At 65.4% G+C, this 20,076-nt stretch carries 13 protein-coding genes; 4 read left to right on the top strand and 9 right to left on the bottom strand.

The window, feature by feature from the left end; genetic code table 11:
- Positions 1-83: 83 nt before the first annotated feature.
- Both zwf and BLU29_RS00325 read right to left on the bottom strand, forming a co-directional pair.
- On the bottom strand, positions 84-1,625 hold the full coding sequence (gene zwf, locus BLU29_RS00320; protein ID WP_091054602.1) for a glucose-6-phosphate dehydrogenase: 1,542 nt from the start codon (positions 1,623-1,625) through the stop codon (positions 84-86).
- Positions 1,626-1,684: 59 nt separating this feature from the next.
- On the bottom strand, positions 1,685-2,167 hold the full coding sequence (locus BLU29_RS00325; protein ID WP_091060791.1) for a YraN family protein: 483 nt from the start codon (positions 2,165-2,167) through the stop codon (positions 1,685-1,687).
- A gap of 115 nt (positions 2,168-2,282) precedes the next feature.
- Between BLU29_RS00325 and BLU29_RS00330 the strand changes: the two genes are divergently transcribed.
- Positions 2,283-4,532, top strand: coding sequence for an ATPase, T2SS/T4P/T4SS family (locus BLU29_RS00330; protein WP_091054603.1), 2,250 nt, complete (start codon positions 2,283-2,285; stop codon positions 4,530-4,532).
- A gap of 165 nt (positions 4,533-4,697) precedes the next feature.
- Here BLU29_RS00330 and smc read toward each other — a convergent pair whose 3' ends face one another.
- On the bottom strand, positions 4,698-8,519 hold the full coding sequence (gene smc / locus BLU29_RS00335; RefSeq protein WP_091054604.1) for a chromosome segregation protein SMC: 3,822 nt from the start codon (positions 8,517-8,519) through the stop codon (positions 4,698-4,700).
- Between the two features lie 393 nt (positions 8,520-8,912).
- Here smc and BLU29_RS00340 point away from each other — a divergent pair, with 393 nt between their 5' ends.
- Entirely contained in the window at positions 8,913-10,367 is a 1,455-nt protein-coding gene (locus BLU29_RS00340; RefSeq protein ID WP_091054605.1) for a DHA2 family efflux MFS transporter permease subunit, read from the top strand.
- Here BLU29_RS00340 and BLU29_RS00345 read toward each other — a convergent pair.
- Positions 10,364-10,780 carry a GNAT family acetyltransferase gene (locus BLU29_RS00345; protein WP_091060794.1) on the bottom strand — a complete coding sequence of 139 codons (417 nt, stop codon included), beginning with the start codon at positions 10,778-10,780 and terminating at the stop codon, positions 10,364-10,366. The genes BLU29_RS00340 and BLU29_RS00345 overlap by 4 nt on opposite strands.
- A 117-nt stretch (positions 10,781-10,897) precedes the next feature.
- Positions 10,898-12,361 (bottom strand): FAD-binding oxidoreductase, encoded by a 1,464-nt coding sequence (locus tag BLU29_RS00350; protein WP_091054606.1) that lies wholly within the window; start codon positions 12,359-12,361, stop codon positions 10,898-10,900.
- Between the two features lie 357 nt (positions 12,362-12,718).
- Here BLU29_RS00350 and BLU29_RS00355 point away from each other — a divergent pair, with 357 nt between their 5' ends.
- A complete protein-coding gene (locus BLU29_RS00355; RefSeq protein ID WP_091054607.1) occupies positions 12,719-13,684 on the top strand; it encodes a phosphoglycerate dehydrogenase in 966 nt (321 codons plus the stop codon).
- Between the two features lie 115 nt (positions 13,685-13,799).
- Complete coding sequence (locus BLU29_RS00360) at positions 13,800-14,900, top strand: Ldh family oxidoreductase (RefSeq protein ID WP_091054608.1); 1,101 nt, start codon at positions 13,800-13,802, stop codon at positions 14,898-14,900.
- Between the two features lie 128 nt (positions 14,901-15,028).
- Here the strand turns inward: BLU29_RS00360 and BLU29_RS00365 are convergent, their stop codons facing one another.
- From BLU29_RS00365 to BLU29_RS00380, 4 genes are all read right to left on the bottom strand, one after another.
- Entirely contained in the window at positions 15,029-15,562 is a 534-nt protein-coding gene (locus BLU29_RS00365; protein ID WP_091054609.1) for a hypothetical protein, read from the bottom strand.
- A gap of 12 nt (positions 15,563-15,574) precedes the next feature.
- Positions 15,575-15,820: a hypothetical protein gene (locus tag BLU29_RS00370; RefSeq protein WP_091054610.1), complete on the bottom strand. Its 246-nt coding sequence runs from the start codon at positions 15,818-15,820 to the stop codon at positions 15,575-15,577.
- A 546-nt stretch (positions 15,821-16,366) separates the two neighbouring features.
- Positions 16,367-19,159, bottom strand: coding sequence for an AMP-binding protein (locus tag BLU29_RS00375; RefSeq protein ID WP_231962278.1), 2,793 nt, complete (start codon positions 19,157-19,159; stop codon positions 16,367-16,369).
- Between the two features lie 101 nt (positions 19,160-19,260).
- A complete protein-coding gene (locus BLU29_RS00380; protein ID WP_091060798.1) occupies positions 19,261-19,899 on the bottom strand; it encodes a hypothetical protein in 639 nt (212 codons plus the stop codon).
- Positions 19,900-20,076: the final 177 nt, after the last annotated feature.

Raw genomic sequence — 20,076 nt, forward strand, 5'->3', positions numbered from 1 at the left:
GCGGCGGTCTATGACCGCCGTTGAGGGCGCACGTCGGCGGTCATAGACCGCCGCTACAGGAGCAGACAAAGCAATCAAACGGTTCACGGCTCCCTCCACGAATGGCCGTTCGCAGCGAGCAGGGCCTCGGCCGACGGCGGGCCCCAGGCGCCGGAGGCGTAGGTGTCGAGGCCGGTGCGGCCTTGGGCGGCCCAGTGCTCGAGGATCGGCGTGCAGAGCTGCCACGAGCGCTCGGTCTCGTCGCCCCGGATGAAGAGCGTGCCGTCGCCGATCATGGCGTCGAGCACGAGGCGCTCGTAGGCCTCGGGCGTGTTGGAGCCGAAGGTCGTGGCGTATTTGAAGTTCATCTTCACCGGCTGCGTGCGCGTCTCGAGGCCGGGGATCTTGGCGTTGAGAATGAGGCTCAGGCCCTCGTCGGGCTGGATCTGGAACGCCAGCGTGTTGGCCGCGAGCATCGAGCGGTCGGTCTCGGCGAAGAGGCTGCCGGGCGTGCGCTTGAAGCGGACGGCGATCTCGCTCACGCGGCGCGCGAGGTGCTTGCCGGAGCGCAGGTAGAACGGCACGCCCTGCCAGCGCCAGTTGTTGATGCTCAGGCGGAGCGCGGCGAAGGTCTCGGTGGCCGACGCCGGCGAGACGTCCTTCTCCTGCAGGTAGCCCGGCACGGGCTTGCCGCCGATGACGCCGGCGCCGTATTGGGCGCGGGCCACGTCGGGGTTGGCGCCGTCGAGCCGGAGCGGCTGGATGGCCTTGAGCACCTTCACCTTCTCGTCGCGGACGGACTCGGCGTCCATCGAGACGGGCGGCTCCATCGCGGTGAGGGCGAGGAGCTGCATGGTGTGGTTCTGGATCATGTCGCGCAGGCAGCCGCTCTGCTCGTAGTAGCCGGCGCGGGCCTCCACGCCAACCTGCTCGGCCACGGTGATCTGCACGTGGTCGATGAAGTTGCGGTTCCAGATCGGCTCGAAGATCGCATTGGCGAAGCGCTGCACGAGCAGGTCCTGCACGGTCTCCTTGCCGAGGTAGTGGTCGATGCGGAAGACCTGCGACTCGTCGAAGACCGTCGTCAGCTCGAGGTTGAGCGCCTGGGCGCTGGCGAGGTCGCGGCCGAAGGGTTTTTCGATGATGCACTTCGACTGGTGGCGCTGGCGCAGGTAGCGCGCGGCCAGCCCGCTGGCCCCGAGGTTCTGGATGATGGGGGCGAAGACCGTCGGCGGCGTGGAGATGTAGAACAGCGACTGGAGTTCCTGGCCGATCTCCTTCTCGAGGCCGGCGATACGGGCGCCGAGGCGGTCGTAGGCGGGCTTTTCGTCGTAGCCGCCGCTCACGTAGAGCGTGCGGGCGGCCAGGCGGGCCCAGACGTCCGGGCTCGGCTCGCGGCGGGAAAACTCCTTGATGGCATCGGCCGCCATTTTCTGGAACTCGGCGTCGGGAATCGCCTTCCGGCCGAAGCCGATGAGGTAGAAATCCGCCGGCAGCAGGCCGTCATGCGCCAGGTTGTAGATCGCGGGGATGAGCTTGCGGGCGGTCAGATCGCCGGAGGCGCCGAAGATGATGATCACCGTCGGCGGGGAGCCGCGGTGCTTGCTGAGGCCATGCAAAAACGGGTGGCGGGTTTCTTCAGCCATACGTGGGAAAACTCGGCCCGATGGGAAGCTCCCGCAAGGCTATTTAATCGCCGGGCGTGTCATCCGCCGGCCATCTCGTCCAGCGAGCCGCTCTGGCGGGCGACATGGTAGCCCTTGGGGAAGAGCGGCGCGTTCTCAAAGTGCATCACCTGCGCGGGGAGCCGGTCGCTGAGCGTGACTTCGGCGACGTCGAAGCGAAAGGTGCGGGGCGGACTCGCCAGCGCCGCCAGGTAGGCGTGCACCGCGCGACGCAGCGCGCGCTTCTTGCGCTCGTCCACCGCCGAGAAACCCGCCACCCGCGCGCCCTCGGCGCGGGCCTTGACCTCGACGAACACCAGCACCTCGCCGTCGCGGCACACCAGGTCGATCTCGTCGCGCCGGTCGCGCGGACTGCGCCAGTTCCGGGTCACGATGGCGAAGCCGTGGCGCTCCTGCAGGTAGTCCGCCGCCGCCTGCTCGCCCCGGGCCCCGGCCTCCGCGCGGGCCGTGGGGGCCCTGCGACGCACAACCTTGCTCCAGACCTCTTTGAGCCAGCCAAGCATTTGCAATTCGCCCTCGACCACGTTAAAAATTGCCCTTACAAGCAAGCGCGTTTTTCAAACCACCGTCGCCGTTTCCCGCGGCCCCGGCCGGCGGCCCTCCTCCACCTCCCCTCTCATGGCTACCTCCAGCAATCTCACCGGCACGCTCCGCCGCTCCCTGCTCATCAAGGTCATCTCCAAGCCGGCCCCGAGCAAGGAGGATGTCAACACCGTCATCGAGTTGACCTCGAGCAAGGTCGTCGAGTCGCTGCAGGCGCAGTCCATGACGATGTATCTCGTCGAAGCGGGCGAGATTGCGTTCAAGCAGGTGTATTACTCGCCCACCCTCTGGGGCACCGACAAGACCAAGGAGATGCAATTCAAGGAAACGCAGAAGAAACTGCTGACCCTGAAGCTGCCCGCCGGCACCGGCAACGTCGGCAAGGTCATCCAGACCGGCGAACCGCTTTTCTTCAGCGGCAAGGGCGCTGACGCCGCCTCGCTCAAGAAGATGGACGTCGGTTTCGAGGTCCACTCCATGCTCACGGTGCCGCTGAAGACGAACATCGTCATCGGCGCCATCCAGGTGCTCAACAAGGAGCCTTCCGCCGGCACCGGCGGCTCGTTCACCCCCAAGGACCTCAGTGTCCTCCTCGAGGTGGCCGAATACTCCTCCACCCTCATCCAGCGCATGCTGGACCCGAAGTTCCAGCTCACGCCCGAGGACACGGCCAAATTCATCTCCAAGTTCACCGAGCTCCCCCTCATCTCCAAGATCGAGGACGTCGAGATCGACGAGAAGCTTGTCGAGATCACCGGTGATGCCGTCATCCGTCGCGAGGCGATCTTCCCCTACAAGAAGACCGGCGCGAACTCCTGCTCGGTGCTGATGACCAACCCGCTGGATTACGCCAAGCGCGAGGCGTTCTCCCAGGCCACCGAGATGTCGATCGACGACGTCAAGGTCATCCCCGCCAGCCTCCTCGACGCCCTGCTCAAGAAGTGTTTCGGCGAGAAGGCCGGCGCCGCCGCCAAGGCCGGCGAGGCCGCCACCGAGGTCGACATCGACGAGGTGAAGGACCTCATCTCCGGCGCCTACACGGAGGGCGGCGGCGGCGAGGTCAAGGCCGCCGATCTCGAGAGCGAGGACTCCGCCCCCATCATCCAGCTCACCAACCGCATCATCGAGGACGCCTACGTCTCCGGTGCATCCGACATTCACATCGAGCCGATGGAAAAGGACCTCGTGGTCCGCTACCGCGTGGACGGCATGTGCGCCGAGAAGATGCGCCTCCCGAAGCAGGTCGCCTTCGCCATGGTCGCCCGCCTGAAGATCATGTGCAACCTGGACATCTCCGAGCGCCGGTTGCCGCAGGACGGCCGCATCGTCTTCAAGAAGTTCACAAAGAAAAACATCGATATCGACTTGCGCGTCGCCACCGGCCCGATGAACCACGGCGAGAAGGTGGTCATGCGTATCCTCGACAAGGCCAAGTCCACCCTGCCCCTGCCCCAGCTCGGTTTCTCGGAGGAGAATCTCGCCAAGTATCGCGACTGCGTGCGGCAGCCCTACGGGATGATCCTGCACTGCGGCCCGACCGGCTCCGGCAAGTCCATGACGCTTTACGCGGCGCTCGCCGAGATCAACACGCCCGACGTCAACATCCAGACCGCCGAGGACCCGATCGAATACACGCTGCCCGGCCTCAATCAGATGCAGATGAACAAGCAGATCGGCCTCGATTTCCAACGGGCGCTCCGCTGCTACCTGCGCATGGATCCCGACATCATCCTCGTGGGCGAAATCCGCGACAAGGAAACCGCCCAGATCGCCTGCGAAGCGGCGCTCACCGGCCACTTGCTCGTCTCCACCCTCCACACCAACGACGCGCCGTCCACGGTGTCCCGCATGGGTGAAATGGGCATCGAGCCCTTCAACATCTCCGCGGCGCTCGTGTGCGTGTGCGCCCAGCGCCTCCTCCGCCGCGTCTGCAAGAACTGCAAGGTGAAATACAAGCCCGAGGGCCGCGAGTGGGAGATCCTCCAGAAGGCCCTCGACCTCAAGGAAGTTCCCGAGATCTTCAAGGCCGCCCCGGGCGGCTGCCACATCTGCAGCGGCAATGGCTACAAGGGCCGCGTCGGCATCCACGAACTCATGGTCAACTGCGAGGAAATCGTCGAGGCCATCAACAAGGAGGTCGAGGTCGCCGACCTGAAGCGCGTCTGCATGAAGTCCGGCATGAAGACCATGCACCAGGACTCCATGCTCAAGGTCAAGATGGGCCTCACCACCATGGAGGACGCCCTCTCGAACGTCCCCGCCGACATGATCGCGATGGACGGCGGCGGCGAGGCCGCCGAGCCCAAGGCCAAGAAAGGCCACTAACCATTCTCGCCCGAACTACCCCTCGGGCGGGCAAGCAAAGAGGCGCGATCCGCAAGGGTCGCGCCTTTGCCTTTCGGGAGCCGAAAGGCATCCGCCGTAGCCTCAGTGAGGCGAAGGCGGATCTTCCACTTCCGCCGGCAATCCCTGGCCGACTGCAACGACCCCTTACGAATTCACCGGCGCGCTCGGCGCCGCCGCCCGCACCGAGTCGGCGATGGTCGTCGGCAGCACCTCGGGCTCGCCCTTGTGCTGGTCGAATCTCATCGAGAGCGTCTTCGACACGCCGCGCTCCTGCATCGTCACCCCGTAGATGGCGTCCGCCGAGGCGATCGTCGTCTTGTTGTGCGTGATGATGATGAATTGCGACTCCTTCACGAACTGCTTCAGCAGGTTGATGAAACGGTGGATGTTCGACTCGTCGAGCGGCGCGTCGAGCTCGTCGAGCAAGCAGAAGGGCGACGGCTTCACCATGTAGAGCGCGAAGAGCAGCGCCACCGCGGTGAGCGTCTTCTGGCCGCCGGAGAGGAGCGTGATGCCCTTGAGCTTGGTGCCCGGGGGCTGCGCGACGATCTCGATGCCGCTCTCGAGCGGATCGTCGGCCGTCACCAGCTCGATCTCGGCCCGCCCGCCGCCAAACAGGATGTTGAACGTGTAGGCGAAATTCTTGCGGATCTGCTCGAAGGTCACCTTGAACTGCTCGAGCGAGGTCTGGTTGATGTCGTCGATGGCCTTGAGCAGCTGCGCCTTCGCGCCGGCGAGGTCGTCGCTCTGCGTCTTGAGGAACTCGTAGCGCTGCTTCAGCTCGGAATATTCCTCGATGGCCACGAGGTTCACCGCGCCCATCGCGCCGATGCGCTGGCGGAGCGCGTCCACCTCGGCCTTGAGTCCGTCCCAATTGGTCGAGTCGAGCGCGGCCAGGTCGGCCTCGGTCGCTTCGCCCTTGGGCTCCCCTTTCTTCTTCCGGCGCTTCTTCTCTGTAGGGGCGTCGCTTGCCGACGCCCGGGCGCCGTCCAACGGCGCCCCTACACTGGAAGATGCCGCTTCATCTTCCTCATCCAAATCCAGGTCCTTGATCCCCTCGGGCTCGTCGTCGGCGCGCCAGAGCAGCTGCTTCCAGTCCTGCGCGGCGATGTCGGCATTGAACTCGCGCGTCACTTCCTCGGTCAGGAACTGCACCCGGGCGCGGGTCTCGGCGACCTTCACCTCGTGCTTTCCCAGCTCGGCCTGCGAGGTCTCGGCCTCGCTGCGGATGGAGGTCAGGCCGTTCTCCACGGCGGAAATTTCGCTCTCAATGGTCGACAGCTCGCTGCGGACCGACTCGACGTTGGCCTGGGCAACGGCGAGGGTCTTGACGATTTCCTCGGCCCGGCGCTTCTGGTCCGTGGTTTCGCCCGCCAGCACCGCCACCTGCTCGGACCAGGTCTCGAGCTCGATCTGCCGCTGGGTGATGAGTTCCTCGAGCTGTTCGCCCCGACGCTCCATCTCGGTCAGGCCGCGGTCGAGCACCTCGACCTTCTGGCGGCGCTCCGCGAGCTCGAGGCGGGCCGAGGCCAGGATTTCCTTCTTCTGGTCCCGGTCGGCGCGTTTCTCGACGATGGTCACCTCGGTGGCGGCCAGCTTCTGCTTCTGGGCGGTGACGCCGGCCTCGGCCTCGGCCAGCTGGGCCTGTGCCTTCACCAGGCGGGACAGGGCCTCGTCATGATCGCGTTTGAGATTGCTGAGCTCGTTCTCCATCCGGGCGAGCCGGTTGCCGGCGTCGTCGTGCGCCTTCTGGGCGTTCTTTTCCTCGGTATGGATGGACGCGGCGGCCTGGGAGGTGGCGAGCACTTCCCGTCGCTTCTGCTCCAATGTCTGCTCGGCGGCGGCCAGCGCGGTGTTGAGCTGGTCGATGACGGCCCGCTGCTCATCGTGCGTCTTCTGCTCGGAAACGACCGCCTTGCCCGTCTCCCGGAGGTCGACCTCGCGCTGGACGATGCTGTTGGCCGGCTTCTTGTGGTGGCCGCCGTAAATCAGACCGCGCCGGTCCACGAGGTCGCCCTTCGGCGTCGCCACCATGAGGAAGCTGAACGCGGGATTGGCCTTCCAGAACTCCAGGAAGGCGCCCAGATCCTCCGCCAGATAGCAGGCGGAGAGGATCGAGGCGGCGGGGTGCGACGGGTCCAGGTTGGCCACCGCTTCCGTGGCCGGCTTGAGACCGGCCGGAAGCTGATCGAGACCTGAAACCTGAGACCTGAAACCTGAGACTTGGAGACAGACGCTGCCGATCTTGTCGGTTTCGAGCTGGGCGAGAATCTTCTGGGCCGTGTCAAGGTCGGAGACCGAGATGGCTTCGACCGAGGCGCCGAGGAGCGCCTCGACCGCCTTGGCGTAGTCGGCCCGGACCTCGAGCCCCTGCGTGATGGGGGTGAACTTCTGCTCGCCGAACAGCGAAGTGAAACGGCCCTGGAGGATCGCCTTGGCGCCCTCGCCGAAGCCTTCCCACTTCTCCTGCAGCTGCTGGAGCAGCTTCAGGCGGGCGGTCTTCTGGGCCAGGTTGCGGTCGATCTCCTGCAGCTTGCGCTGCGCGTCGCGGAATTCCTGGGTGGCCTTCTGCAGGGCGGCCTGCGCGGCCTGCGCCTCGTTGTTCGAGCGGCTCTGCTCGGCCCGGGCCTCCTCGACCCGGCCGCGCACCTGCGTCAGCGCGGCGGCGGCGGCCTCGACGGCGGCGCGCAGCTCGGCGAGCTCGGTGGAAAGCTGGTCGAACTTGTTCTGGCTCGTGCGGGCGTCCACCTCGAGGCCGGAGCTCTCGGTGCGGTGGCGGGCCACGGCGCTCTCGAGCTGCAGCAGGTGGAATTTGTCCTGGTTGAGCTGCTGCTCGGCCTTGGTCAGCTCGCCCTCGGTGACGGCCAGCTCGCGGTTGCGGTCCTGGAAGACGGCGTCGGAGCTGCCGAGCATGGTCAGCTGCATCTGCTTGTCCTGCGCGCCGGTGTCCACCTGCGTGGCGAGTTCCCGGCGCTGCATTTCCAGTTCGGAGAGGTCGTCCTTGCCGGCGTCGATGCGCTCGGTGAGGCCGGTGCGCTTCACCTCCGCCAAGCTGGCGGCGTTCTCGGCGGACTCCTTCTGCGAGCGGAGGTCGAACACGCCCTGCTGGGCATCCTGCACGCGCTGGTTGAGCGAAGCGCGGGCGGCCTTCTTCCCGTCGAGCGACCGGGTGCGCTCCTCGAGCGAGGAGCGGCGGGTGTCGGCGGCGTCGCGGAGCGCGGCCACGCGGCCGTCGAGGTCGGCGAGCGCCGTGCTGAGCAGGCCGAACTGGTGGCCGCTCTGGGCCAGCGCGAGGTGACGCAGGCGGAAACTGAGGCGCTTGTAGCGCATGGCCTTCGCGGCCTGGCGCTTCAACGAACCAATCTGGCGGGCGACTTCGGTGATGACGTCGGACACGCGGGCCAGGTTCTGCTCGGTGAGCGAGAGCTTGTTCATCGCTTCGCGGCGCTGGCTCTTGTATTTCGTGATGCCGGCGGCCTCCTCGAACACCACGCGGCGCTCCTCGGGCTTCGACGACAGGATCTGGTCGATCTGGCCCTGCGCCATGATCGAGTAGCTGGTCCGGCCGACGCCGGTGTCCATGAAAAGCTTGTGAATGTCCTTCAGGCGGCAGGGCTGGCCGTTGAAGAAATACTCGCCCTGACCGTCGCGGGCCACGCGGCGCATGATCTCGATCTCGTGGAAGTCGCTGCCGAGCTGCTGCTCGCACTCGGTCAGCAGCAGCGCGACCTCGGAGAACTGGGCGGCCTTGCGCGTGTCCGCGCCCTCGAAGATGACATCCTGCATCTTGCCGCCGCGGAGGGCCTTGGCGCTCTGCTCGCCCAACACCCAGCGGATGGCATCGGCGATGTTGCTCTTGCCGCAGCCGTTGGGGCCGACGATGGCCGTGACGCCCGGCTGGAAACTGAGAGTGGTGTTGTCGGCAAAGCTTTTGAAGCCGTGCAGTTTTAGCGCCTTAAGATGCATTGAATGGTGAAATATCTCCCCGCAGCTTGCTGCGGGTTTTTGCGGGGAAATTAGGACACCGTCCGTGAGGACGGCGTTCAACTTAAAGGGCAAACTAGAGGCAGCGCATTTCCGCGGTGCAATGGAAAAAGCGTGTTATTCCCCTCTCAAAAATTGCGCCCAATCGCGATTTTGGGCTGGTCAATGAGAGGGCAGATGGCTGGTAGGGCGAATCCTCCGGATGAGCCGTCAGGATGCTATCGCCTCTTCCAGGCAACGGCTCGTCGGGACGACTCGCCCCACCTTTCGGCCCAGCAGGAAATATGATATTTTCGGGACATGGGCCATGCGGCCACCTACTGGCTGGCGCCGGCCGCTTGCCTGCCGGACCGGGCTGGGCTATGGAAAAGGGCCATGGCCAGCGCCCAACCCACCCCCTCCCTCGACCAGACCAAGCGGTTCATGCCGTGGTTGGTGGCCGTGGCGCTGTTCATGGAGAACCTGGACGCCACCATCGTGAACACGGCCGTCCCGACCATGGCGGCCAGCCTCGAGGTGACCCCGCTGAGCCTCAAGGGCGTGCTGACCAGCTACACCCTCTGCCTGGCGGTGTTCATCCCGATCAGCGGTTGGATGGCCGACCGCTTCGGCACCAAGCGGGTGTTCACGTGGGCGGTCTGCCTGTTCACCCTCGGGTCGCTGGCCTGCGGTTTGGCGCTCAACAGCCCCATGCTGGTCGCCGCCCGCGTCATCCAGGGAATCGGTGGGGCGATGATGACCCCCGTCGGCCGGCTGGCGCTGGTGCGCACCTTCCCGAAGTCCGAGATGCTGAATGCGATGAACTTCGTCGTCATCCCCGCCCTCATCGGCCCCCTGCTCGGGCCGTTCATGGGCGGCGTCATCGTTCACCTGCTGCCGTGGCGTTCCATTTTCTTCGTCAACCTGCCCATCGGTCTGCTCGGCCTGTGGCTCATCAAGCGCCACATGCCGGACTACCGCGACGAGGCCGTGGCGCCGCTCGACCGGTGGGGCTTCCTGCTCTTCGGCAGCGGCATCGCCCTGCTGTCCTACGTGCTGGAGATCTTCGGCGAACACCGCCTGACAGTCGGCCCCATCCTCGGCCTGCTCGCCGTGTCCTTGGCCCTGCTTGGCGCGTATTACCGTCATGGCACCCGCGTGCCCAACCCGGTGATGCGGCTCAGCCTGTTCCAGATCCGCACCTTCAACGTCGCCGTGCTAGGCGGCATCATCACACGGCTGGGCGTCGGCGGCATGCCGTTTTTGCTGCCCCTGCTCTACCAGATCGGCCTCGGCCACCCGCCGTGGCAGGCGGGCCTCCTGACCATGCCCCAGGCCGCCGCCGCCATCGCCATGAAGGTGATGAGCAAGGGCATCCTCGCCCGCTTCGGCCACCGCCGCGTGTTAACCGTCAACACCGTGGGCTTTGGCCTGACCATGGCGGCGTTCTCGCTCGTCGGCCCCGACACGCCCATCTGGACCATCCTGCTGCTGAGTTTCACGCAAGGGCTGTTCTCGGCCCTGCAGTTCACCGGTATGAACACGCTGGTCTACGCCGACATCAGCGACCGCGACGCCAGCATGGCCAACAGCATCGCCAGCACGGCCCAGATGATGGCACTCAGCTTCGGCGTGGCCTTTGCCTCGCTGGTCACGGCCTGGTTCGTGGGCGACATTCCCCAGTCGGACCGCCTCCACTTCATGAGCGCGCTGCACCACGCCTTCATCGCCCTCGGCAGTGCGACGATCATCGCCTCGCTGATGTTCTGGCGGCTGCGCGCCGACGACGGCAACAACGTCAGCAACCGCCAGGCCGAACCCACGTCGCCCGAAACGGCCGAGGCGGCTTAGTCGCGTTCCAGCCGCTTGCCCAGGCTGATGGCGCCCTCGACGCTGAAGCCGATGGCCTCGTAGAAGGCGATGACGTCCTTGTTCCCGGGCCGCACCTGCAGGTTGATCTTGGGGCAGCCCGCGGCACGGAGCACCCGCTCCGCCTCGGTCATCAACGCCCGCCCCAGCCCACTGCGGCGCTGCGCGGGATCGACCGCGAGGTAATTGATCCAGCCACGATGCCCTTCGTAGCCGGCCATCACCGCGCCGACGATCCGCCCATTCTGCTCTGCCACGAAAAACCATTCCGGATTCACGCGCAGCTTCCGGGCGATGTCCTTCTTCGGGTCGTTCTGGGGCCGCACCAGGCCGCACGCACGCCACAGCGCGATGACCGCCACCTCGTCAAAAGGAGTAAAAGGACGGATACGCATGATGGTCTGGCCGGACATTTTATTTAACCACGGATTACACGGATGAACACGGATTGAATTCCGAATGACTGGTTCCCCATCCGTGACTATCCGTGAAATCGGTGGTCAAAAAAACGCTCACTTATGATCCCACGGCAGATGCAGCTTCAGCTTCGGGTATTTCCAGATGCGGACTACCGAGAACATCTTCCCCGGATTCAGAATGCCGCGGGGATCGAGCGCCTGCTTGACGGCCTGCATGGCGCGGACCTGCGCCGGGCTGTGCTGCAAGCGCAGGAAGGGCGTCTTCGCCAGGCCGATGCCGTGCTCGCCGGAGATGGCGCCGCCGAGTGACACGACCATCTCCATGAGCTTCTGCACCGCGGCCTCGGCCGCCTTGGTCTCGGCCGGGTTGTCGCGATGATACATGATGTTCACGTGCAGGTTGCCGTCGGCGAGGTGTCCGAAGGTCGGGATGGGCAGCTTGGACTGCCGCTTCAGCTGCGTGATGAACCGCGCGAACTTCTCGTAGTTGCGCATCGGGACGACGATGTCCTCGTTCAGCTTCGAGTCGCCGAGCTCGAACATGGCGCCGGAGCACTTGCGCCGGACTTCCCACAGTTCCTCGACCTCGGCGCGACTGTGCGCCTCCTTGTAGGCCCAGGTATGCGATTGGGCCCACGCCAGCACTTCCAACTTCAGATCGTCCACCTCCGCCAGGGAACCCGCCAGCTCAAGCAGGATCACCGGCCGGACAACCCTGTCCTGAATCCAATCGAAGGGCTGCCTGGGAAACACCATCTTGTCCGTGGCCCGCTCGGCGCAAAGCACGCTCTCGCGATCCAAAAACTCGCAGATCGCCGGCTGCACCCGCGCGCGGAAAAGCGCCTTGGCCGCCTTGAAGGCCGCCACCTCGTCCGCGAAAGCCGTCAGCAGCGTCCACCGCGCCGCAGGCATGGGCACAAGCTTGAGCACGGCGCCGGTGACGACGCCGAGCATGCCCTCGCTGCCGATCCAGAGGTCACGCAGGTTGAAGCCCGCGGCAAATTTCTTGGTGGCGGTCCCCCACTCCACAAACTCGCCTGTCGGCAGGAAGCCGCGCAGGGAGATGACAAAGTCGCGCGTCACGCCATATTTGCCGCCGTGCATGCCGCCGGCGTTGCAGGCGATGTTGCCGCCGATGGTGCAATACTCCTTCGACGACGGATCGGGCGGATAGAACCAACCCTTCGCCGCCGCGGCGCGCTGGACGGCCGCGTTGGTCGCCCCGGCACCGACGTGCGCCATGCCGGCATCAGCGTCGATCCGCACGGCCTTCAGCTTCATCATGTCGATCACCCAGCCGCCGCGCACCGGCGCCGCCGAGCCCATCAGGGTCGTGCCGCGCCCGCGCACCGTGACCGGCACGCGGTGTTTGTTGGCCAGCTCCAGCACCGGCCCGATGTCCTTTTCCGCCCGGGGCGTGATGACCGCTTCCGGCAGGAACGAGATTTTGCTGCTGTCGAATGACGCAGCCCAACAGCCCTCTTTCGAGGTGTCGACGCGAGCGCCCAGGCGCTTCCTCAACTGCCGGGTGGCAAGGGCATGTGACTTGGCGGACATGTATGAGCCTGTTTACAGACGATACCGGCAATCCTCCAAGCATTTCTTTAGCCGCAAAAAAGCGCAAGAGGATGTATTGCCCCAACACCCAAAGTGCGTCTATAGGCGCATCGAAGTATTGTCCTGCCCTTGTCGAAAACCCGGACGCCAAAGCCCTCCACTCTCGTCGCATCTATAGATGCGATTTCAAGCCACCAAAACCCTATGCCCACTTGCGCCTTTTGCGGCCAACCTGTCTTGGTGTCAGGGTTCGGCTTACATGACAGACTCTCCACAAGTTTCGCTTTGAATGTCCCGGTTTTTGGCTCTCAACTCTCAACCTTCACGTTTCAACTGCGCGCCTCAGCGCGCCCCTCCATGACCCGCGTCCTCCTCACGACCACCTCCTTCCAAGACACGCCCGGCATCCACCACGACATGCTGGCCAAGGCCGGCTTCGAAATTGTCCGCGAGCGCGGCCCCCTGTCCGAGGCCCGCATGCTCGGGCTGGCCGGGCAGTTCGACGCCTACCTCTGCGGCGACGATGCCCTGACCCGCGCGGTCATCCAAAAATCCCTCCCGCGCCTCAAGGTCATCTCCAAATACGGCATCGGCCTCGACAAGATTGACGTCAAGGCCGCCACCGACCTCAAGGTCCCCGTCCTCTTCACCCCGGGCGTCAACCATACCACCGTCGCCGAACACACCTTCGCCCTCATGCTCGCCGCCGTGCGCAACCTCGTCGTCGAGGCCAACCACGTCGCCGCCGGCCGCTGGACGCGCATCACCGGCAACGAGGTCTGCGGCAAGACGCTCGCCATCGTCGGTTTCGGCCGCATCGGCAAGGAAGTCGCCATCCGCGCCCGCGCCTTCGGCCTCAAGGTCATCGGGTATGGCAACTACTGGGACGAGGACTTCGCGCGCTGGCATGACATCGAGCGCGTCGAGCAGCTCGACGACGTCCTCAAGCGTGCCGACATCATCTCGCTGCACACCAAGCTCACGCCCGCCACCAAAGGCCTGATCAACGCCAGGAACTTCCCGCTCATCAAGCAGGGCGCCGTCATCGTCAACACCGGCCGCGGCGAACTCGTCGACCTCACCGCCCTCGTCGCCGCCCTCAAGTCCAAGCAACTCCTCGCCTATGCCGCCGATGTCCTCGACCAGGAACCGCCGCCCGCCGACCACCCGCTGCTCGGCCTGCCGAACGTCATCCTCACGCCGCACATCGGCTCGCGCACCCACGAGAGCGTCCAGCGCCAGGCCAGCTGCGCCGTGGAAAATCTGACCCTCTTCCTCGCCGGCAAGAAGCCGATTGCCCAGGCCAACGAAGTTAAATCCTAATCATTGTCACTGAGACCACAGAGCCCTCACAGAGATCACTGAGCCCGTGTTTTCCTCCGTGCCCTCTGTGTCATCTCCGTGTCCTCTGTGACTTAAAAATAAAACATCTTTTCCCATGCCCGAACAATTCTTCATCGTCCCCGAAAAGCAGCACAACGACCTGGTCCAAGCCGCCTATCAACACCGCGGCTTCCATGCCGATGAAGCCGCCGAGGGTGCCCGCTTCTGCGCCGAGGCCTCGCGCCACGGCATCCGCACGCACAACGGCATCAAGGCCCTCCACCTCGACCATCTCTTCGGCTCCGGCTCGAAGGGCTGCGTGCCAGGCGCGCAGATCGTCGAGAAGCCGTCGAAGTTCGAGGCCGCCAAGATCTGGAACGCCAACAAGAAGCTCGGCCAGTCCACCGCCTACCGCGCCATGGCCGAGGCCATCCGCCTCGCGGACAAATACGGCGTCGGCACCGTGTCCGTGGACAACGCCTTCCACTACCTCTGGGGCGGCGGCTACGTGATGGACGCCGCGAAGAAGGGCTACATCGCCTACACCAACTGCACCGCGGCGCTCGCCGAAGTCGTGCCGTTCGGCGGCAAGTTCCCGACGCTCGGTACCAACCCGCATTCCTGGGGCTTCCCCACCACCGATGCCGTCGGCTACCCGATCGTCATCGACTGGGCCACGTCCGTCGTCGCCATGGGCCGCGTCCAGCAGCTCAAGCGCGAAGGTAAACCGTTGCCGCCGCTCGCCGCCGTGGACAAGGACGGCAACCCGACGACCGACCCGAACCTCGCCACCTTCCTCCTGCCCTTCGGTGCGCACAAGGGCTACGGCCTCTCGCTCATCAACGAGATCGTCGGCAGCTTTATCGGCGGCTCGCTGCCGACCATCCGCAACCGCTGGGACCAGGTCGGCGTCGGCGACAAGGGCACCTGCGTGTTCTTCTTCCAAGTCATCCATCCCGACGCCATCAACGCCGGCGCCTTCGCCAAGGGCCGCAACCAGTCGCAGAACGTCAAGGCCGTCATCCAAGACGTCCTCGGCCACGGCAACGAAAAGTCCATGCTCCCCGGCCAGCTCGAAGCCCAGTGGGCCGCGCACACCGCCAAGGCCGGCGGCCTGCTCTTCAGCGCCGCCGAGATCACCGCCTTCAGCGAACTCGCCACCGAGGTCAGACAGCCCCTGTGGAAGCCCGAGTCGTTCAAGACGGTGACGATCTGAAGGTAGGGCGCGGACTCCGCTCCGCGCCGGTAGGGCCGTTGCCCCCAACGGTCCGGACGCTGGGGGCGAGCGCCCCTACCGCCAAAATCCTCTTTTGGGGCCCAGCTCCCGTTGGGCCGCGGCCCACTTCATTTCAGCGGCAACGCGAGCCCCAGCCGGACCAGTTCGCGATCCAACCACGGGCGATCCAGCTCCGCTCCGAGCGTCGCCAGCATGGCTCGCACATCTCGCAGGTGCTTTTCCCCGCCGCTCTCGCGGTGGAAGAGGAGCTTGTGCAAGATGATCGCCTCCGGTGCCGCCACCCAGACCTTGCGACCCGCCACTTCGATGCTGCGGCGGCGCTCAAACCACGTCCGTTGGTCCGCCGGCAGCGGATAGAGATCGGCCTTGGTCATTCCCTCCAGCGCAATGACATTGAGGTGGGCGCCATGGGCCCGGCCCGCTTCCGTCTGAATCGTATCAAGGGGCGGCACATAAAACGTCTTTTCCGGAAAAGCCGCCAGCAGTCGGGGCGCATCGTTTGCTCCGATCTGGATGACCACGTCCAAGTCATTTGTGGCGCGCGGCTCGCCATAGATGGATGAAGCGACCGAGCCGACCAGCGCATAGGGGATGCCCGCCCGCTCCAACGGATCGATAAACTGAAACAGCCAGTCCCACATTGCCGGGTAACCTCAGTCCCGGGCCGAAAGCCACCAGCGACGCAGCTCGGCCCGTCGTTCATCAGCGGATAGCTCCGGTCGGCGGGCCGCCAGTTCGGCTTCCTTCAGGCCCTGCAAGGTCCGGTTGAGGCGGTCCACCGCCGCGAGCTTCTTCTCGGGCGAAGCCGCCCGGTAAAGCGCGACCAAGCGCGCATCAAGCGGGGCCTCCGGCCGCAAATCCGGCCGGATCTCATGGACGGCTTCGATGGACGGCTTCATGCCCCGCACCCTAGCGCGCAGCAGTGGCACGACAAGCCATTTGCACCCACCGCCTTCAACGAACCCGCCACCGAGGCCAGGCAGCCGCTGTGCAAGCCCGAGTTGTTCAAGACGATGACGATCTAAAAGACGAAATCTGAAACTTGAGAGCTACGGATCGTTGCGCGGAGATGGCGCAACAAACCTGAGACAACTCGGGATTCAGGTCTTTTCTTTTGGAGGGCCCGCGTCCCTGCGGGCCGTTCAGGGGCGGGAACACAATTCCGCCTCTTGGTAGGGGCGGTTGCCCTCAACCGCCTTTCGGCGCCGTGTCCCAAGGGCCGTTGAGGGCAACGGCCCCTACCACTAGGGAGTGTTTTCAAACCCGGTTTGTCATCCTGAGCGGAGCGAAGGATCCATGGCAACGAAGGCCATATCGCGAACGAACGCATGGATTCTTCACTTCGTTCAGAATGACAGGAAACGGATATTTGTTGGGTTTGAAAACACTCCCTAATCTCCGCGGCCTGAACTTCAGGTCTCAGGTTTCAGCTCTCAGGTCTCTCCTCACGCTTCCGCCGTTTCCTTCGTCAGCTCGATCGCCAGCGTGCGAACGCCCTTGAGATCGGTCTTGCCGGTGCCGAGCATCGGGATCCTGTCCACCTTCCGCAGGATCTTCGGCACCCAGAGATTCGGCAGGCCGGACTCGAGCAGCTTCGAGCGCAGCTGTTCCAGCGTGATGTCCTGCGTCGTCAGCAGCACGAGCGCCTCGCCCTTGCTGGAATCGGGAATACCCGTGATGGCTGCGACAGGTCCGTCGTGCTGGTCCCAGCCGAAGAGATCGAGGATCCGCTGTTCGATCGTGCCGTGCGGCACCATCTCGCCGCCGATCTTGGAGAACCGCGACAGCCGGCCCTCGATGAACAGGAAGCCGTCGTGGTCGAAGCGCCCGAGGTCGCCCGTGATGAACCAGCCGTCCTTGAGCGCCGTCGCTGTCTTCTCCGGATCTTTGAGGTAGCCGGGAAACACATTCGCCCCGCGCAGCCAGAGCATGCCGGTCGAGGTCATGGGCAGTTCCTCGCCGGTGTCGGGGTCCACGATGCGCGCCGTCATGCCCGGCATCAGGCGGCCGACCGCGCCCTTGCGCTTGCCCAGCTGCTCCGCGGCGGTGGACGTCGTGATGGGCGGATTGTGCTGGTTGATGTTGGTCGCGGGCGTCGTCTCGGTCAGGCCGTAGCCCTGCAAAATCTCGATGCCGAACTGCCCGAGGAAGGCCTCGTAGAGATCCATCGTCAGTTTCTCCGCGCCGGTAACGACGAGGGTGAGCGACTTGAGTTCCTCCTTGCTGGCCTTCTTGAGGAATGGCCGCACGAAGGTCGGGGCGCCGAGCATGACGGTCGCCTGCTCCTGCTGGATGGCCTCGATGATCTTCTTGGTGTCGAGCGGGCTCGGCACGGTGACCACCATGCAGCCGCGCAGCAGCGGATACCACAGCGTCACGGTGAAGCCGAACGAATGGAACACCGGCAGGCACGCCATCAGCACGGCCGTGTCGGGCAGGATCGAGAGCGAGGAAATCTGCGCGCAGTTGGCGAAAAGGTTGCGGTGCGTGAGCACGACGCCCTTCGGTTCGCCCGAGCTGCCGCTGGTGAAGAGCAGCGCGGCCTCCTCGTTGTCGCCCTGCTTGGGCAGGCCGAGCAGGTTGGCCACCCACTGGTTCGGCAGCAGCCACGCCGCGAGCAGCCACGGCAGGATGGCGATTTTGCCGCCCGCGGCCTCGATGGCCTGCTTCAGGTCGAGCGTGTTGGCGGGAAACGGGAAATTCGGCACCTTGGCCCGCATGGCGTCGGCCGTGATGACGGTGTCGATCTCGCCCAGCTTGAGCGAGGCCTCGATGGCGGTCCTGCCAGCGGTGAAGTTGAGGTTGACCGGCACCTTGTCGGCAAAGGCGACGGCAAGGTTGGCGATGTGCGCCCCGGCGCCCGGCGGCAGCACGATGCCGATGCGTTTCCCCGGGACGGTCTTCCGGAGGTAACGCGACAACGTCGCCGCCACCGCGAGCAACTGCGCGGCGGAAACCGCCCGGCGCTCGGCGGTGCGGTCCACGAGCTCGATGTGCCGCGGGCGCTTGGCGAGCGAGCGGACGATCTCGCGGCCGAGGTGGCGCTTGAGCATCGGCCGCTCCTGGAAAGCCTCCTCGCCCACGTCGAGCATGGCCTTGCGCATGTGCGCGACATCGGCCTTTTCGCTCGGGATCGGCGGGCCGAACACGACGCACACGTGCGTCGGCATCAGGCGCGGCGACTTCCAGAGGTAGCGGTTGCCAGCGAAGGAATAGACCGAGCCCCACAGGCCGTCGATCGCCGCCGGCACCACCGGGACCTTCGCGTGCTGGACGATGGTCTCGAACCCGCGGCGCAGCTCCATCAGCTGCCCGGTGCGCGAGATGGCGCCCTCGGGGAAGACGCAGACCAGTTCGCCCGCCTGCAGGGCGTCCCAGGCGAGGCGGATGCCCTTCAGGGGCTTGTTGGGATTGACCGGGATGACCCCCGCGGCGCGGAAGAGGTAGCGCACGACCGGGCTTTTCGCGAAGCCCGCGAAGGCCACGAAGCGCAGCGGCCGCGGCGAGGCGATCTGCAGCACGACGGCGTCCACATAGGACAGGTGGTTGCACAGCACCAGCGCGCCGCCCGCCGGCACGTTCACCGTGCCCAGCGCCTTCACGCGGTAGAACAGCGCACCGATGAGGCGCATCACGGCGCACACCGTCTGGTGCGGCAGGTGATACAGCGCGAACAGGGTCATGAACAGCGTAAGCCCGGCCAGCAGGCGAAACTGCCGGAACGGCTGCCAGTTCAATCCCGCCGGTGTGGCCAGCAAACAATACAATGCCGCGCCTACTGCCACCGCCCCCAATGCCGGTATGGCGAGTGCCACCAAGGCGCGCACCGCGCCGCCCGCATTCCCCCGCACATAACTGAACAGCGGCACCAGAAACAACCCGCAGCCAAAACCCGCCACCCCAAACCACCAGGCGAACGCCAAGTCGTGCCCATCACGACCCAGCGTCGCCAGCGCGGCAATGAGCACGATGCCGCCGAGCGGCACGAGGCCGAGCTCGGGCCCGCGACGTGAAACAAGGCCCGCGGCTCCCGCCCCAAGGACCACTCCCACACCCGCACCGGCAAGCCATAAGCCCAGGTTCCATCGTAGGAGAAACAGTCCGAGATAAGCGCCCAGCCCGAAGAAAAACATGATGCCGTAGGTCGTGCGCCGCAGCGGACTGTCCCGCCACAATTCGGCCACCAAGCTTGCCGGCGGCAAAGGCCGCGCCGTCAACGGGACATGTGGGGATTTCATGCGGGGTGAACGTTTCAAACAGTGCGACCCGCCTGACGCGGGGCAAGACCTTTGGTAGGGCGAATCCTCCGGATGAGCCGCGACTCGTCGGGACGACCGCCCTACCCAACTTTCCAGCTCCGCAAATCCCGCGCGAGACAACCGAAGCCCTGGGGGAAATCATTCTCCAACCGGCGCACGTCGCCGTGGTGCCGGCTCACCTCCTGCACCATCCGCTTCATTTCAAACGGCAACGCGGGCCGCTCCGTGCCGTAGACCCGCCGCTTCAGCTCGCGCCGGGTGTAGGGCAGCCGGCCGGACGCCATCCCGTCCACCCACGCCTGCTCCGTGACCGACGTGTCCCGCCCGCAGAGCAGCCAGGCCTCGAGCGCCGGCACGCACACGCCCACCGCCCGCAGCACCCGGTCGCGACCGCGGGCCGGAGGCAGGTTCTTGAGGGTCCGCCGGAAAACCGCCCGCAGCCGGCAGATCCGACAATAGGGATGATAATAACCCGGCGCCTCGTGCTCCGCCGAGTGCACCGGCGAGTCGTCCGAGTCCACCACGACGACCAGCCCGTCGGCATTGGTGTTGAAATGCAGGTGCCGGAGGATGGCAGGCAGCACCAGCTCGACCGACGGCCAGCCCCGGGCCCGCAGCGACGGCGAGATCTGGTTGAACCCCTGCCCGATCACATAGCCGACCAGCACGCGCAACGCCGCCTCATCCGCCGGTGACTCACTGAGGATCGCGATATTCATCGCGATCCGGAAAACCTGAAACCTGAGACCTGAGACCTGAAACCAATGCATCCGGAAACATTGCCGGATAGCCTGAGTCGAAAGTGGCGAACGCGGGTTGCCGGCGACGATATTGAAAGGAGCGAGGGCATCTAATTTTCAGGTCTCAGGTTTCAGGTCTCAGGTCTCCGTGAGCGC

Origin of the sequence: Opitutus sp. GAS368 (assembly GCF_900104925.1) — a bacterium.
Classification (GTDB): Bacteria; Verrucomicrobiota; Verrucomicrobiia; order Opitutales; family Opitutaceae; genus Lacunisphaera.